General features: G+C 37.2%; 15 protein-coding genes. 5 read left to right on the top strand and 10 right to left on the bottom strand.

What is annotated here, in order from left to right:
- Window positions 1-159: 159 nt before the first annotated feature.
- Complete coding sequence (locus WAE64_RS03565) at window positions 160-369, top strand: hypothetical protein (protein ID WP_340234682.1); 210 nt, start codon at window positions 160-162, stop codon at window positions 367-369.
- Between the two features lie 20 nt (window positions 370-389).
- On the opposite strand, the gene WAE64_RS03560 is transcribed toward WAE64_RS03565, so the two are convergent.
- The 6 genes from WAE64_RS03560 to WAE64_RS03535 form a co-directional block, all read right to left on the bottom strand.
- Window positions 390-1,316, bottom strand: a complete 927-nt coding sequence (locus tag WAE64_RS03560; RefSeq protein ID WP_340234680.1) for a helix-turn-helix domain-containing protein — start codon at window positions 1,314-1,316, stop codon at window positions 390-392.
- A 34-nt stretch (window positions 1,317-1,350) separates the two neighbouring features.
- Window positions 1,351-2,184, bottom strand: coding sequence for an acyl-CoA thioester hydrolase/BAAT C-terminal domain-containing protein (locus WAE64_RS03555; RefSeq protein WP_340234678.1), 834 nt, complete (start codon window positions 2,182-2,184; stop codon window positions 1,351-1,353).
- 78 nt (window positions 2,185-2,262) lie between these two features.
- Window positions 2,263-2,826, bottom strand: a complete 564-nt coding sequence (locus WAE64_RS03550) for a Crp/Fnr family transcriptional regulator (protein WP_340234674.1) — start codon at window positions 2,824-2,826, stop codon at window positions 2,263-2,265.
- 179 nt (window positions 2,827-3,005) lie between these two features.
- Window positions 3,006-3,302, bottom strand: a complete 297-nt coding sequence (locus WAE64_RS03545; protein ID WP_340234668.1) for a DUF3817 domain-containing protein — start codon at window positions 3,300-3,302, stop codon at window positions 3,006-3,008.
- A gap of 11 nt (window positions 3,303-3,313) precedes the next feature.
- Window positions 3,314-3,757 (bottom strand): hypothetical protein, encoded by a 444-nt coding sequence (locus WAE64_RS03540; RefSeq protein ID WP_340234666.1) that lies wholly within the window; start codon window positions 3,755-3,757, stop codon window positions 3,314-3,316.
- 117 nt (window positions 3,758-3,874) lie between these two features.
- Window positions 3,875-4,312 carry a GNAT family N-acetyltransferase gene (locus WAE64_RS03535; protein ID WP_340234664.1) on the bottom strand — a complete coding sequence of 146 codons (438 nt, stop codon included), beginning with the start codon at window positions 4,310-4,312 and terminating at the stop codon, window positions 3,875-3,877.
- A 303-nt stretch (window positions 4,313-4,615) separates the two neighbouring features.
- Here WAE64_RS03535 and WAE64_RS03530 point away from each other — a divergent pair, with 303 nt between their 5' ends.
- Window positions 4,616-8,773, top strand: coding sequence for a hybrid sensor histidine kinase/response regulator (locus tag WAE64_RS03530; RefSeq protein ID WP_340234662.1), 4,158 nt, complete (start codon window positions 4,616-4,618; stop codon window positions 8,771-8,773).
- Window positions 8,774-8,856: 83 nt separating this feature from the next.
- On the opposite strand, the gene WAE64_RS03525 is transcribed toward WAE64_RS03530, so the two are convergent.
- The 3 genes from WAE64_RS03525 to WAE64_RS03515 all read right to left on the bottom strand — a co-directional run bounded on the left by WAE64_RS03525 (window position 8,857) and on the right by WAE64_RS03515 (window position 11,422).
- Window positions 8,857-9,897 carry a glycoside hydrolase family 43 protein gene (locus WAE64_RS03525; protein WP_340234660.1) on the bottom strand — a complete coding sequence of 347 codons (1,041 nt, stop codon included), beginning with the start codon at window positions 9,895-9,897 and terminating at the stop codon, window positions 8,857-8,859.
- 396 nt (window positions 9,898-10,293) lie between these two features.
- Complete coding sequence (locus WAE64_RS03520) at window positions 10,294-10,719, bottom strand: hypothetical protein (protein ID WP_340234655.1); 426 nt, start codon at window positions 10,717-10,719, stop codon at window positions 10,294-10,296.
- A 58-nt stretch (window positions 10,720-10,777) separates the two neighbouring features.
- Complete coding sequence (locus tag WAE64_RS03515) at window positions 10,778-11,422, bottom strand: MgtC/SapB family protein (protein ID WP_340234653.1); 645 nt, start codon at window positions 11,420-11,422, stop codon at window positions 10,778-10,780.
- 358 nt (window positions 11,423-11,780) lie between these two features.
- Here WAE64_RS03515 and WAE64_RS03510 point away from each other — a divergent pair, with 358 nt between their 5' ends.
- Together WAE64_RS03510 and WAE64_RS03505 are read left to right on the top strand one after the other, a co-directional pair.
- Complete coding sequence (locus tag WAE64_RS03510; RefSeq protein ID WP_340234651.1) at window positions 11,781-12,185, top strand: histone H1/H5 family protein, HCT subfamily; 405 nt, start codon at window positions 11,781-11,783, stop codon at window positions 12,183-12,185.
- Between the two features lie 63 nt (window positions 12,186-12,248).
- Window positions 12,249-13,931, top strand: coding sequence for a lamin tail domain-containing protein (locus WAE64_RS03505; protein ID WP_340234649.1), 1,683 nt, complete (start codon window positions 12,249-12,251; stop codon window positions 13,929-13,931).
- A 188-nt stretch (window positions 13,932-14,119) separates the two neighbouring features.
- Here the strand turns inward: WAE64_RS03505 and WAE64_RS03500 are convergent, their stop codons facing one another.
- Window positions 14,120-14,257: a hypothetical protein gene (locus WAE64_RS03500; protein WP_340234647.1), complete on the bottom strand. Its 138-nt coding sequence runs from the start codon at window positions 14,255-14,257 to the stop codon at window positions 14,120-14,122.
- Window positions 14,258-14,493: 236 nt separating this feature from the next.
- Here WAE64_RS03500 and WAE64_RS03495 point away from each other — a divergent pair, with 236 nt between their 5' ends.
- Window positions 14,494-15,381 carry a serine hydrolase gene (locus WAE64_RS03495; protein ID WP_340234645.1) on the top strand — a complete coding sequence of 296 codons (888 nt, stop codon included), beginning with the start codon at window positions 14,494-14,496 and terminating at the stop codon, window positions 15,379-15,381.
- Window positions 15,382-15,384: the final 3 nt, after the last annotated feature.

The raw sequence follows: 15,384 nt of genomic DNA, 5'->3' as shown, positions 1-15,384 counted from the left end.
GAGTCTTGGTAAACCCATTTTACAAATCTTTTGGCTCTTATCAAACTTTTGACATATACTCAGATCAAACTAATTAAATTATTGCGCAAGTCGCTTATTTCTGATATATTTGGCTGTAACAATATAATATAATCTAAACATACTTTAACTTATTTTTTAATGGCTAATGTGAAGAATTTTAGAGCTTTTTTAGCTAAGCAACAGAAAGACGAGCCTACGTTTTCGCTCAGTGGTATTGAAGAAAAGCTTGAATTGCCCTCTTTGCTTTTACAGCATTTTCTGAAAGGGAGAAAAGACCTTGGAGAATATACAGATAAAGTAGTTGAGTTTTTTGCATCAATTGGCTATGATGATAATGTAGCTTATTGAATTTTGCACAAAAATAAATTTTATAAAGGCATTGTATTTTCGATAGATTTTCGGAATTGCAAGGGTGTAGTGCCTTCATATTTCTTGAAAAGCCTGCTGAAATAAGATTGGTCAAGCAAACCTACTTCGGTAGCAATTTCACTGATTGACAGCTTACTTTGGTATAAAAGCACCTTTGCTTCCAGCACAATTGCTTCATCAATCCATTTTGTAGGCGATTTTCCGGTTACGGCTTTGACTGATTTATTCAAATGATTAGCTGTTATATTCAGCAATTCGGCATAATCTCTTACCAGATGTCTGGTTTTTATGTGCGTAAATAATAACTCTCTGAACCTGTTCGAAATATCAGCCGCTTTTAAATGCTTGTTGTCTGCTATAGCTTTATACACGCCGTTCACCTCACACAATACGGCTATCAGGTAAGATTGTATAATCTCTCTGTTTTGTAAACCATTGGCTTCATACTCAAACAATAGCCTTTGCAGGAGTTGTTTGAGAAAGACAGACGTTTGAGTATCAAGACTGACTTTGGGTTCGGCCCATAGTTTCAGAAACTCAAAATCTTTCACTAAATCATTTTTAGCTAGTTTACCTATAAGGGCATCATCATGAAAATTCAATAAAAATCCCTTATTGATGTCTACGTTATCGAACGAAAAAACTTGCCCTGCTGCCACTATCAAGCATTCGTCTTTCACAATACGATGAGTCTCGCTACCAATACGCATAATAGCTTCGCCCTCGGTAAGGTATATAAAGCTATGTGTATTGGTTTTGGCCGGAGGTACCGGTAGTTTCATCAGCCGTATAAGGTCTTCAACCTTCACAATAAAAAACTTATCAGGGTCAGCCTTAAGTATAGCCTTAAGCCTATCTTCCGAATTTATGAAATTACTTCGGTAAGCATCTGCTTTGTAGGTTTTTATCTGGTGCTTCTTAGACAATTGTTGCTTTGATGTTTCATGTAATACACCATTTTTATTTAAAATGGTTCGCCAGAAAATCAAAAATCTTATTGAAGTGCTTTAGAGGTGCAGCGTGCCCACCTTCAATGGCTATGTGTTCGTAATGATGTGTAAAGTTATGCTGCTTCAATCGCGCTATAATAGCATCTGACATAGGCGTTGAGCCCCACATCTCGTCTTGCGTTGCCGATAGCAGAAAAACAGGCCCGTTTATATGTTCTACATGTATCGCTGCTTTTTCAACAGCTGCTTTATCGTTAAGCATTGTGTCGAATGCAGTACGTAAATCTCGTTTGATTAAGGCTGGAATAGCTTCTTCTGAAACAGGCACATAAGGCACTTCTTTACCCTGATAAGTCCATGAAGAAGTAGACAAGTGATTTGTAAGCCCCGGAAAAGCCACATGGCTTGGTACAATAGCTATTACACATTTTATATCGTTGAAATGACTTGCCAAAAGCAATGCCAGCTCTGCCCCTTTCGACCCACCAATAAGCGCAATGCGGTTTTTATCTATTTTCAGATTTTTAGTAGCTTCTACAATGGCATCATGTACTTTTTCTAAAGAAATGCGGTCGAGCATATCTGGTGCGCCTTCTGCACCAAAATACCCTAATGCCAGAAAAGCATAACCTTTATTTATAAATTCGTCTCTTGTTTTTTTCCAATAATTGCTTGCCCAAGGGTTACCTCCCTCCGACCCTCCCAGCCCAACAATCAAGGGTTGTTTGTCTGTATCGCCCACATACAGTCGGCTATTAACGCCTTTGGTAGATAGGGATTGAGTAAAGCCCTGAAATGATACAAAAAGTAAGAAGCCCGCTAATAAAAATCTAAAATGATTCATCTAAGTATCTGATTAATTAAAAATATGCCACAAAATTGCGGGCAATATTTGTCTTAATTTTTGACCTATATCAAAAAATCACTTTTCGGCTCTTATTCTACTCAATGTTTCTTGGGTGATTCCCAGATACGAAGCCACCATACCTAGCGGAATGCGGTGATAAATGCCTTGATATACCTGACAAAAGTGTTCATATTTCTCTTTGGCAGTTGTAAAACGCATTGAAGTAATGCGCTCAAGCATATAGCCAAAAGTGCTTCCCATTGACAGACGAGAGTAACGTTCCATTTCCGGGAAATTATTAAACAGTAACACTAAGTCGTGTACTTCGAGTATATATACATCTGTTTGCTCAATGGCGTCTATATAATATATATCAAGTTTTTGCTGAATAAAACTTCGGGGCGAATTTGTCCAGTCGCCTTCACAACTAAAATACTCACTTATTTCTTTGCCATCTTTCAGAAAATACAAGCGCAAGAGGCCTTTCTGAATAAAATAGCTTTTGGTACATATTCTATCTGCCGAATGCAGTATATCACCTTTGGCAAAAGTTTTAAATATAACCCTTTTGCTAAGCTCTTCCTTCAGTTGGTCGCTTACTTTGATGTACTGCTCAAAATGCTTAAGAAAATCTATCATCCGAAAATAGAGGCTAATATCCTGTAAAATAAATACTTATTTTATTCTGATTAATTGTGGTCAAATAAAAAAACATCGCAGTTTTCGGGATATTTTGTTAAATAATGCCCAAAAACTACGATGCTACAAAAAACTATATAAGAGGCTCTTAGACTAAAAATAGTAACTTTAGCCTTAATCTATTCCTGAAACAGCTTTTTATCGGCCCAGAAAGTACCAAAAGGTATAATTGAAGCTACTAAAGCTAAAAATGTTTTACGGAAACTCCAATTCTGTTCGATTTTTATCTGAATAACTGCCAACAGATACAAAATAAATAACAAGCCATGCACCATACCGAAGGCTTTGTTGGGTGCGGGGTTATCAAAGGCGTATTTCATTGGCATAGTAATAAACAAAATTACCAAAAACGATACACCTTCTATAAAAGCTAAAATACGAAGCCTGCCTAATTGTGTTTTAAATAAATCTAGCATTAACAATTGTTTTAAAAGTTTCTAAAAAATGGCCGAAACCAAGGAATCGCCAGTAAAATAAGTACCAGCGCAATAGAAAAATAAATTACTGTGGTTTTAAACTTAGCGGTATCGCCAGCGGCACGTTTTGCCATTGAGCCGCCGATGGTCATCACTACTATAGCTAGTAACATCATGGCAATGTGATAAATTCCGAAGAACCATATTTCATGATTATCACCTGAACCGCTTTTCATAAAAAACTGTGTAATAGGGCTTAGAACAAAGTACACCGTAAAGCCTATCAACAATTGCGTATGGCTAATGGTGCTCGCCATAGCACGGGCAAGGTTATCGGCCTTAGTATAGGCACGCTTACTTACTAAACCCTCAATGCTCCGGCCTATGGCATATAATAGACTTATTAACACCAACCAACGAAAAATAGAATGAAGAAATACAAAAACCTCGTACATAAAACTGTTTTTTGCACAAAAATACGCTAAAGCGTGCATCAGATGTTAGGATTGATGAAGCAATAAATCGGACATTTCAATCATTTTATCTGATTCTGTGGCTAACAACCATAAATCTTAAAAATCATAAACCCACTCAAGTACTTCTCCATCGTCGGGGTCATCTACTGTGCCAATACATGTGAACTTGTTACGCTCTAATATTCTGCAAGAAAATTTATTCTCGGGTAGAGTGCGTGCCATAATTTTCACCGAGGGGTCGGTTTTTAATGCTAAATCAACCAAAAGTTTACAAATAGCCGTGCCAACGCCTTGGTTTCTGTAATCTTCCATAGTACCGTAGGCAAGTTCAACAATATTATCGATAGGTGGCCCTTTAATAGCGGCGCTACCTATAATCATGCCATTTTCTTCTACGAAGTAGCAAATCCAGGGTGGTATATAGCCTACTTTCTCATAAAACTCAACACTCATTTCAACCAATTCCTGGCATTCGGGTTTGGCCAATAAGGCTTTATTCTCGTTTAAATACTGTCTGATAGGTAGTAATTTCATATCTGAAAATAGGATTCAATTTTTGTTTTGGCTATTTTTCAAAAAACAAGTATGCTAAAAATAACAAAAAATTACTTCAAAAAATCTCGTTAAAATCCGGTAACTGTTTATTTTACGTATATATTTTTAGCAGTTCTGTTGGCACTATTTTTGCTGCTTTTCAACGACAAACTGCCTTTTAAAAATTTCATTCTCACTCTTGCTGGTATCATTTATTAAGACCTACACACTTCAAATTGTTTGAGGCATAATACAATGCCTTGTATATTTAAATACCTATGTATTATCCGTAAACATTACATTATGAATTATAAAATTTTACTGGCTTTCTGCTGCTGTTTACTATTAAAGATATCATTTGGCCAAGTACTTAAACCTAATTTCAGGCATATTACAACCAACGATGGTTTATCGCAGGGGCATGTCAGGGCTATTATTAAAGATAACCAGGGCTTCATGTGGTTTATTACCCATGAAGGTATTAATAAATTTGATGGGTATAGATTTACGATTTATAAACATTCGGAAGATGACAACCAAAGTTTGAGTAATAATATTGTTAATGATATTGTGGAAGATAGTGATGGCACTCTTTGGATAGGAACAGCCACCGGACTAGACCGATTTGATAGAAAGAAAAATAAGTTCTCACATTTTTTTCCGGCAGATAAAACAGTACATGTACGCAATATTTTAGAGGATAGCAAAAAGCGCTTATGGCTGGCAACAAACGGAGGATTATACTTGGTTAATCCTAAAAAAAACACTTTTGAGGTTTTCGTGTCTGACGAAAATAATGCTAGTACTTTAAGCAGCGATGATACTGAGAAGATAATAGAAGATAAAGACGGCAAAATATGGGTAGGCACAAACAATGGTCTTAATAAGTTTGACCCGGATACCAAAAAAGTAGTCAGGTATTTTCATGACCCTAAAAATCCGCAGAATAGTATAGGTTCAAATAGATTAAGAGCTCTGTTCAGAGATAGCCATAACAATATCTGGATTGGTACACAGAGAGGTGGGGTATCGAGGTACAATGTAGCTGATGGTAGTTTCACTAACTTTAAAAATGACCCTAAAAACCCTAATAGTCTTGGCTATAATGACATTTTATCGTTTACAGAAGACTCAGCAGGCAATATCTGGATAGGCACCGAAAATGGCGGTATTAGTGTATATGGGATAAACAGTAAAACTTTTCAGAATTTCAGGCACGATGCCAACGATAATAGTAGCTTAAATAACAACTCAATTTATTGCTTATATATTGATGATGTTGAAAATTTATGGGTAGGTACCTACTCTAATGGCATTAATTTTCTACCCAAATTCGGGAGCAAGTTTTCGCTTTATAAAGAAGGTTCGCCTGCTAATGGTTTGCAGAATAGTAGTATACTGTCTATTACCGGCGATAAAGATGGAAACGTATGGCTTGGCACAGATGGAGGTGGCTTGAGTTTTTTCGACAAAAAGAAAAACACTTTTACTACCTATAAAAAGCAAGCATCTAACCCCAATAGTATTAATTCTAACTATGTTGTTTCGGTTTATGAAATAGACGACAACCTACTAGGTGTAGGGCTTTATATGGGTGGTTTTGACATCTTTAATAAGAAAACCAAACGATTTACCCACCATATGCCCGATAAAAACAATGATAAAAGTATAGCATCAGAAAGTGTATACGCCATACTGAAGGCTAAAGACGGGAATCTATGGTTGGGTTCACTCAACGGAGGGCTATCTTACTTTGACCTCAAGACGAATACTTTTACGAATTATAGACACAGCAATAAAAATCCAAAGAGTATTGCGAGCGATTTTGTCAGGACACTCTATGAAGACGAGAACGGTATTTTATGGATTGGTACTGATAATAGCTTAGATGCTTTTGACCCAAAAACTAAATCTTTTACACATTTTACGCATAAAAACAACGACAAAACGAGCATTGCTAACAACAATGTTACATTTATTACAGAAGCCGAAAAAGGTATGCTTTGGGTAGGTACAAGCGATGGTTTGTCTTTATTGAATAAAAAAACCAATGTTTTTACGACTCTTAAAGAAAATGATGGACTACCAAACAATGCTATCAACGGAATTCTGAAAGACAAAAAAGGGGATTTCTGGATTAGTACCAATAAAGGAATTGCCAAATATACACCTGCTACCAAAACATTCCGTAAATACGATATATCTGATGGTTTACAAGGCTACGAATTTACACCTACCTCGGCTTATCAGACTGTTGACGGAGAAATGTTTTTTGGTGGCCCGGGTGGGCTAAATGCTTTTTATCCTGATAGCCTAAAAGACAATACATTTATGCCTCCGGTGCGTATCACTGATTTCCAGATTTTTAATAAAACTGTTAACATTAATGAAAAAGGCTCTCCACTATTAAATGCCATCAGCGATACAAAAGAGATTGTACTTACAGATGAGCAGTCTATGTTTTCGTTTGAATTTGCGGCGCTTAATTATACATTATCAGGTAAAAACAAATATGCGTATAAACTGGAAGGCTTTGATAAAGACTGGAATTATGTAGGAGGCCGACGACGTGCCACATATACTAATCTTGACCCCGGAACCTATACTTTCAGAGTAAAGGCTTCGAATAATGATGGAATCTGGAATGAAGAAGGTACTGCTATTAAAATAATAGTGTTACCTCCTTTCTGGGAAACATGGTGGTTCAGAACCTTGCTAATTGCTAGTATCATCGGTATTGCTTTTGGCTATTACAAATACAGAATAAATAAAGTAAAAGCCATTAATGAAAACCTCGAAAAACAGGTTGAGGTAAGAACTGCTCAGCTACGAAAATTAACCGAACAAGAACTTAAAGCAAGGCAGGAAGCAGAAAAGGCTAACCAAGCCAAAAGTATATTTTTGGCCACTATGAGCCATGAGATACGCACACCGCTCAACGGCATTATTGGTATGACCTCACTCTTGGAAGAAACAGAACTGAACGATGAGCAGAAGAATTATACCGATACCATACATAATTGCGGAGAAGGATTACTGACAGTTATTAATGATATTTTAGATTTTTCTAAAATAGAATCAGGCAATATGGAGTTAGACGCCAAAGACTTTGACTTAAGGCAGTGTATTGAGGAAGTACTAGATGTTTTCGCTACAAAAGTAGCTAAATCTAATATTGACTTACTCTACCAGATTGACCGTGATGTGCCTTCACATATCATTGGTGATAACCTACGCTTGCGCCAGGTTTTGCTTAACCTTGTAGGCAATGCCATTAAGTTTACGCAGGAAGGAGAAGTGTTTGTGCGGGTATTTTTAGCGAATACCGAACCTAACGGAAAAGTGCAGCTTGGGTTTCAGGTAAAAGATACAGGTATTGGTATTCCTGCCGATAAAATTGACAAATTGTTTAAGGCTTTCTCTCAGGTCGATTCTTCAAATGCCCGTAAGTATGGAGGCACCGGTTTAGGTTTGGTAATCAGCGAAAAGCTTATAAAGCTGATGGGTGGCGAAATAAGTGTAAGAAGCGAACTAAACAAAGGCACTATATTTACGTTTAGTACTAAAGTTAGCATAAGTCCAATAAAAACCTCGGTATTGCCTTTCGACTTATCTATTTTAGCAAGCAAAAAGGTTTTGGTAATTGACGATAACCTGACAAATCTGAGCATACTCAAAACGCAGTTGGAAAACTGGAAAATGCTACCGACTCTGTTCTCGACACCACAAGAAGCCTTAGAGTATGTAAAAAACAATAGCAATTTTGACCTTATTATTACTGATATGCAAATGCCCGAAATTGACGGAATTCAATTGGCACTAGCTATTAAAAAAATCGTTCCTGCTATTCCGATTATGCTTTTGAGCTCGGTTTCCGGCACTTTCTATAAAGACCATCCGGGTTTGTTTTCTGCCGTGCTTACTAAGCCTGCCAAGCAACACATCTTGTGCAGAAACATCTATAATTTACTTATGTATGAAGAGCAATCTACGATTGTTGAAAAAGTGCAGAATAAGCCTGCCAAGAAATTATCGGTAGAGTTTGCAGAGCAATACCCGATGAATATCTTAATGGCTGAAGATTACATTATGAATCAGAAACTGGCTTTAAGAATATTGAGTAAACTTGGCTATGAGGCCGACCTTGCCGAAAATGGATTAGAAGTACTGGAAGCTATTCAGCACAAAAACTATGATATGATATTGATGGATGTGCAAATGCCTAAGATGGATGGTTTGCAGGCAACCGAGGCAATCAGAAAACAAGCGATAGAACAGCCGATTATAATTGCCATGACAGCCAATGCCTTGCAGGAAAGTAAAGATGAGTGCCTGAATGCCGGAATGGACGATTATATAAGCAAACCTATTAATCTGGAGTTTTTAGTAGGAGCATTAGAGCGTTGGGGAACACTTATCCAAAAGAAAAAACAAAGTGTTCTTGATTCAGAAATTGTATAATTGCCTATAGAGTGGATAATGTCTCTGAAAAAATGCTATTACGTTTGTAATAGCATTTTTCATATAGTGAAGTTTTTGGCATCTTATTGCCCTGATGGCTGGCGAATCTCCTGCCCCACTGCAACAGGCGTACCCAAATTAGGTGTTCCGTTTGCATTCCATGTAATTGGCTGCATACGTGGCGAGCGTTTGTTGCCACAACCCTGATTAGCCTCTGGGTTAGCATGATAGATTATCCAATGCTCTTTACCATCAGGCGATTGAAAGAATGAGTTATGCCCCGGTGCAAACACTTTTCCTTCAGGGTTGCCTTTAAAAATTGGTTCAGCTGATTTTTTCCACGACGATGCCTTCATTAAATCTGCCTTGGCATCTGCTTCCAACAAGCCCAGCGTATAATTATCTGTCCAGCAACCACTTGCCGAAAACACAATAAATACTTTCTTACTATTGGCCGATTGCCTTAAAAACTGTGGACCTTCGTTTACTACAGGCAGTGTATTGCCTGAGCCCATTTTCTCCCAGCTATATTCAGGACTTGCTATTTTTGTGCGTGTTCCTTCAATTGTCCACGGGTTCTTCAATTTAGCTATATAGATATTCTGGCTTACATTTTCAGATCCTTCCCAGCCAGACCATATCGCATACAATTGCTTATTCATTTCAAAAATGCTCATGTCAATAGCCCAACGGTTTGTTGGGTCGGTAATTTGTCCTTTCAGCGTCCAGTTGGTAGTGGTAGGGTCAGCATCGGGGTTTTCTAGCACCCACATGCGGTGGTTATCGTTTTTGCCATCGTCGGCGGCTACATACACATACCATTTACCATTTAGAAAATGTAATTCAGGAGCCCATAATTCTTTTGAGTAATTGCCTGTTGCCGGAGGAGTCCAAACCACATGGCCTTCTGTTTTTGATAATTCGGCCAGATTTTTGGTTTTCCAGAGTGTTATGTTTTTACCTGTGGTGTGGCAATAATAATAAAAGCCATCTTTCCGGATTACCCAGGGGTCAGGGCCGGTAGGTAAAAGTGGATTGGTAAAGGTGGCTGTGCTCTGACTAAAAACAGCATGCGCAGAAAGGAGCCCAAACACTAATAGGCTAAAAAGTTTTTTTCTAGACATTGGAATGAGTAAAAGATTGAATAGTATAAAATGCTTATGAGACTTAAACGAAGCGAAATTAAAGCTAAGCAGTGTACTTAGCAAAAGAAGGAGTTTATTTTTTACGGCACAGCAAAGGAATAAAAAAAGGCGGATAAACCGCCCTTATCTTAATGATGTCCTCCGTCAGCATTCGAACGGTTATAGCCATTTGCGAACGTGATTCCAAGTACTAATAATCCGAGTATAAAGATGAACAAGTCACCAAATACCCAAAGAATTACCATACTTAATAAAAATATCGCTAATGTAAGCCAATCAGGAAGTCTTTTCGGTTCAGAATGTTTTGCCATAAATTTATCTTGATACTTTAGATTCTGCTTGCAAGTTAGAACATAAGTGCCAAAATTGAAAGTATTACTTTATTTTCTCATAAAAAAACGAGTTACCATCGGCCAAGGTAGCACCAATTGGCGCACTTTGGTATAGCACCAGATACTTTGGTGTTTCGGTAAACCACATAGGCGAATAAGTTTTACTATCTTCAAAAACCAAATCACCTCTTAGTTGAGAAGCATTGTTATCTGCCATAAAGCTTACATCAGATTTCTCAACTACTTTGCCGTCTTTGCTTCGTGTAAAACTACTCTTTTGTGAGTTAAATTCCAGAATCTCCTCATAGTCGGGTGAAAGCTCAGTAGGTCCATTGGGCATTGGGAATCCGACCCCAATTTTTACTAATTTCCATTGCCCGTTCAGTTGGCTTAAGACAGGGTCTGTGGTACTATTTTCGCAACCTGCCAACAAGAAAATAGCTGAGATAAAAATAAGTATAGTTCTCATAAAACAGATGTAGTTTATTTTATTCAATAGATACTCTATTCAGTAAAAAGGTTGGAACTCAAAAATCAAACTCAACAATATCGGGGTCGTTCAAAAAGCTTTTTATAGCTTTTTCATGATTTTTTTCTGGGCCTCTCACCGTCCATTTACCACTTATCAAATCATTCGATTTAGTTTGCATATTTCGTTCGGCTTCCAGTCCAAACTTCTCAAATTTCTGCTCATAGTGCTTCAATGAATCATTTTTGAAATTACACACAATCCGATAGGTACGAATCAGGTTTTTTCTTTTGATTCGGGCTTGCAATGGTACTAAGCCATATAAAGCAAAAATAACCAAAAGCATGGCTACAAAGCCGGTCTCGTATAAATCTTTACCAAAGCCTACACACATACCTAAAGCTGCCGTAACCCACGCAGCAGCAGCAGTAGTAATACCTGTAATGCGCCCGCTTGAATTATCTCTGTAAATAATCCCCCCCCCAACAAAGCCTATGCCTGTTACGATATTAGCGGCTATACGTGAGGGATCTGACCCCAGTTTGATAGAAATAAGTGTAAAAAGTGTAGAGCCTACACAAATAAGTATCATGGTGCGAAGCCCTGCCGATTTGCTATGATACTCTCTTTCTAAACCAATAATTGCCCCTGTACCCGCCGAAATCAACAATTTAATTATATCTTCTGTAATAAACTCTATCATGGTTCTGAAGTTGTTTAGGATTTTAATTTCAGTTTAAAAATAGGGTTATTTTGAGCGAGCCAAATCAAATGGTAAGACAATAGCAGCGCTATTGTTGAAATCATTTGATGCAGGCGTAGCCAAAATAACACATTTTTAAGCGAAAGAAATAATCCTAAACAACTTCTCTATTATAATTCAGTAAAAGAATAACAATTCTGCTTTTTGTTTGTTGTTGAATGTACCATATACGTCGGCCGACAATACCAAAAAGAATTATTTTGGTATTGTCTATAAAACTTAACACAAATTTTTTGCTTTTTTGAGCACAGTTGCTTGTATTTGTAGATTAATAACAAAATACCTTAAAAAAATCTATATGAAAACGGATCTCAAACAAAAGGTCGCTGAAATTACCGAAGCTCTTGCCAATGTGGTAAAAGGAGACACAACCAGCAAAAAAATAAAAAAGGCTATCGATAAAACTGCTAAAAAACTAGCTAAGAAAGTAGCAAAAGTAAAAAAAGAAGTAGAGAAAGATAAACAAAAAGAAGAAAAGAAGGCTTTGAAAAAAGTGGCCGAGAAAGCAAAAAAAGAGAAAAAAGGCAAAAAAGATAAAAAACAAGAAAGTAAAGCACCTGTAGCACCAAAAGCTGATTCGCCTAAGCCAACAGTTACACCTGAAGCACCAAAGCCTGCTACTCCAAAACCAGCACCAGCTAAGCCTGTAGCAGAAAAACCAAAAGCAGTAGCTCCGGTAAAACCTAAAGAAGAGACTGCTTAATATTTGTAGCTTATTACTTTTCAGCGATTTATGATTATAGCAATAAAAAGGTGTAAATCCGTATTGATTTACACCTTTTCCTTTATATTTCTTGCGTTTACAGGCACAATAGCCCAAACAGCCAATGACCTTATTATTACCGAAATAATGGCAGACCCCACTCCTACCAAGGGTTTGCCCGAAAAAGAATATATTGAGCTATATAATCACTCTGAAAAAAGTATTAACCTCAATCAGTTTGTGCTGTTTTATAATACTACATCGGTTAGGTTTCCGAATGTATCTATCCAACCTAAAGAATACCTGATTGTAACGCATCGCAACAATACAGCCGAATTTCAAGCCTATGGCAATGTGGTAGGGCTAAACAATTTTTCTTTGAATAATGCTGGTAGTACACTCATTATTAAAGACAGCAGGAATACAACATTATTTTCGGTTACTTATACCGATAAGTGGTACACCCCAAACAAAAACCAAGGATATGCCCTTGAAATGATTGATACCGATTTCGCCTGCGTAGAAACAGGCAATTGGGTTTCGAGCGAGGCTGCTTTACAAGGCACTCCGGGGAAAGAAAACTCCGTGAAAGCATCTCAACCAGACCTCACTCCACCTACATTGCTAAGATATGAGCTAGAGAATGCTTCGACTATAAAACTTATTTTTTCTGAAAAACTAGATAGTCTTTCAGCTATCAGTAATATTGCTTATTTGTTAGATAAATCTCTTATAATACAGAAAATAAGTATCGAAAGCCCACAAAATCAACTCCTTACGCTAACTTTGGCTTCTCCACTACAAGATAACACACTGTATACACTCACGGCTAAAAATATAGCCGATTGCTCAGGCAATGTATTAAAAGAAGCGCAACTAACTATTGGCAATACTAAACCTGCCGACTCAAGCGATGTAGTGATTAATGAAATTCTGTTTCATCCACGAAGTGGTGGCGAAGATTTTGTAGAAATATATAACCGTAGCGATAAGTTTATCAGCCTTAAAGATTGGGCACTAGCAAATGTTGATGCAGCAGGTACAATAGCTAATAACAGAACTATCAGCAATACAAACTTTATCTTGCCGCCTAAGCAGTTTTTGGTATTGAGCCGAAACGCCACAATTATCAAAAATCAGTATTTCAAGGCAGTTGGCGAAAACATACTTGAAATGGCCTCGTTGCCATCGTTTCCTAACGAAAAAGGAACGGTTATGCTACTCGATGCCCACAAACGGCTCTTTGATAGATTCGATTACGCAGAAGACCTGCATCATGCATTAATTGACGATAAAGCGGGAGTATCGCTCGAAAAAACTGATTATAATATACCCTCGTCTCAACTTGGCAACTGGCATTCGGCAGCTGCATCAGAAGGGTACGCAACTCCCGGATATTCAAATTCTCAGGTAATACCATTGAGTACAAAGGTTTCTTTTACAATAGAACCAGAAATTTTTACGCCTGACAGCGACGGAATTGACGACCTTGCCCAGTTAAACTTCAAACTAGATACACACGGTTATTTAGCCAATGTTTATATTTTTGATAGTAACGGACGTATGCTGAAACAATTGGCACAGAATCAATTACTTGGTACCAACGACATAATAATATGGGACGGCAAAAGTGGCAATAATGATATAGTAGCCGTAGGGTATTACATAATTTTAGCAGAGTTGTTTAATACATCAGGCCAAAAACACGAACTTAAAGGTAAAGTAGTGGTTGGTAGCAAGTATTAATAAAAGCAAATATATTTTAACCCTGCTAATCTGGAAGATGCCACTTTAGGTGGCTTTTCAGTTTTGACGATTGTTTTTGGGTTCTTAGATTTTGTTTCCACCTTTATAACTATTATTGTTATCAGAAGTTTCAGAAATTATCCAGCAGTTATCTCTCAAAAACGATTTTAGTTAATACGCTACATTTATCATTGTTTGTTGCCTTTCCGTTGGTCTATCAGACTATTTCGGTAGTTTCTTTGCTCTTCACGCTCAAGGTGAACGCCGTAAGCTGATACACATCCTAATGCAATAACTTGTGAAAATATAAATAATACTACTATCATGGTTTTAAATGTTTTATGATGTATAAGTAAAAAAATATTTGCCAAGCCATAAAACAGGCTAAAACCTAGATTTCTGTGGAACATATTCCACAAAATAAGATTTTTTGGTGTTTATTACGCTAAAGTCTACGGAATGCTCATATTCTATCACAATACGTTTATTTATTCTGATTCTAACAATTTTCAATTATCTTGCATACAAGGCATTCAATTACTTACAATTTGGCTTTACCCGAATGAAAATAGCTTACTTCATCATAATACTTCTTACATCAACTATGCAATTGTTGGCACAAACAGGCGCATCTTCAAAACTCAAAACTGCCATTCAGGCAAAACTCAATTCTGTTGAGGGAGAGTTGGCAGTTGCATTTAAAGATTTACAAACCGGACAAACCCTTTTTATTAACGAAAAAGATAATTTCCATGCGGCTAGTACCATGAAAACGCCTGTGATGATTGAGGTTTTTAAACAGGCAAAGACGGGAAAATTCAAGTTATCTGATTCTATCGTACTTAAAAATGAGTTTAAAAGTATTGTAGATGGCAGCCCATTCAGCCTTGATATAAGTGATGATAGTGCTGACGATATGTATAAAAAAATCGGTCAGAAAATGACTATTTACGACCTCACCTATCAGATGACAATTGTGAGTAGTAATCTTGCAACCAATATTCTGATAGATTTGGTAGATGCTAAAAACGCCAATGCTACCATGCGTACACTCGGCGCAAACGATATTGAGGTATTGCGAGGAGTTGAAGACAGTAAAGCGTTTAAACTGGGGATGAATAACACTGTTACGGCTTATGACCTCATGCTTATTTTTGAAAAACTTGCTCAAAAAACAGTTGTAAGTACGGCAGATTCAGAAAGCATGATTGAAATATTACTCGACCAGAAATTCAGAGATGTAATACCTGCAAAACTACCTAAAGACGTAAAAGTAGCCCATAAAACAGGCTCAATTACTGGCGTGCAAAACGATTCGGGCATCATATATTTACCCGATGGCAGAAAATACGTTTTGGTATTGCTCTCAAGAAAATTGAAAGATGAGAAAAAAGGTGTTGAAGCCCTAGCAGAAGTATCACGCATGATATACGATAGCCTTCAACACTGATTT

This window comes from Emticicia soli, from assembly GCF_037860775.1.
GTDB lineage: Bacteria > Bacteroidota > Bacteroidia > Cytophagales > Spirosomataceae > Emticicia > Emticicia soli.
This window is presented reverse-complemented; position numbering and strand designations above follow the sequence as displayed.

What these genes read in the sequence shown, in the direction of transcription:
- WAE64_RS03565 (WP_340234682.1), top strand. Translation starts at nt 160, where the DNA reads ATGGCTAATGTGAAGAATTTTAGAGCTTTTTTAGCTAAGCAACAGAAA.
- WAE64_RS03555 (WP_340234678.1), bottom strand. Translation starts at nt 2,184, where the DNA reads ATGAATCATTTTAGATTTTTATTAGCGGGCTTCTTACTTTTTGTATCA.
- WAE64_RS03550 (WP_340234674.1), bottom strand. Translation starts at nt 2,826, where the DNA reads ATGATAGATTTTCTTAAGCATTTTGAGCAGTACATCAAAGTAAGCGAC.
- WAE64_RS03545 (WP_340234668.1), bottom strand. Translation starts at nt 3,302, where the DNA reads ATGCTAGATTTATTTAAAACACAATTAGGCAGGCTTCGTATTTTAGCT.
- WAE64_RS03540 (WP_340234666.1), bottom strand. Translation starts at nt 3,757, where the DNA reads ATGTACGAGGTTTTTGTATTTCTTCATTCTATTTTTCGTTGGTTGGTG.
- WAE64_RS03535 (WP_340234664.1), bottom strand. Translation starts at nt 4,312, where the DNA reads ATGAAATTACTACCTATCAGACAGTATTTAAACGAGAATAAAGCCTTA.
- WAE64_RS03530 (WP_340234662.1), top strand. Translation starts at nt 4,616, where the DNA reads ATGAATTATAAAATTTTACTGGCTTTCTGCTGCTGTTTACTATTAAAG.
- WAE64_RS03525 (WP_340234660.1), bottom strand. Translation starts at nt 9,897, where the DNA reads ATGTCTAGAAAAAAACTTTTTAGCCTATTAGTGTTTGGGCTCCTTTCT.
- WAE64_RS03520 (WP_340234655.1), bottom strand. Translation starts at nt 10,719, where the DNA reads ATGAGAACTATACTTATTTTTATCTCAGCTATTTTCTTGTTGGCAGGT.
- WAE64_RS03515 (WP_340234653.1), bottom strand. Translation starts at nt 11,422, where the DNA reads ATGATAGAGTTTATTACAGAAGATATAATTAAATTGTTGATTTCGGCG.
- WAE64_RS03510 (WP_340234651.1), top strand. Translation starts at nt 11,781, where the DNA reads ATGAAAACGGATCTCAAACAAAAGGTCGCTGAAATTACCGAAGCTCTT.
- WAE64_RS03500 (WP_340234647.1), bottom strand. Translation starts at nt 14,257, where the DNA reads ATGATAGTAGTATTATTTATATTTTCACAAGTTATTGCATTAGGATGT.
- WAE64_RS03495 (WP_340234645.1), top strand. Translation starts at nt 14,494, where the DNA reads ATGAAAATAGCTTACTTCATCATAATACTTCTTACATCAACTATGCAA.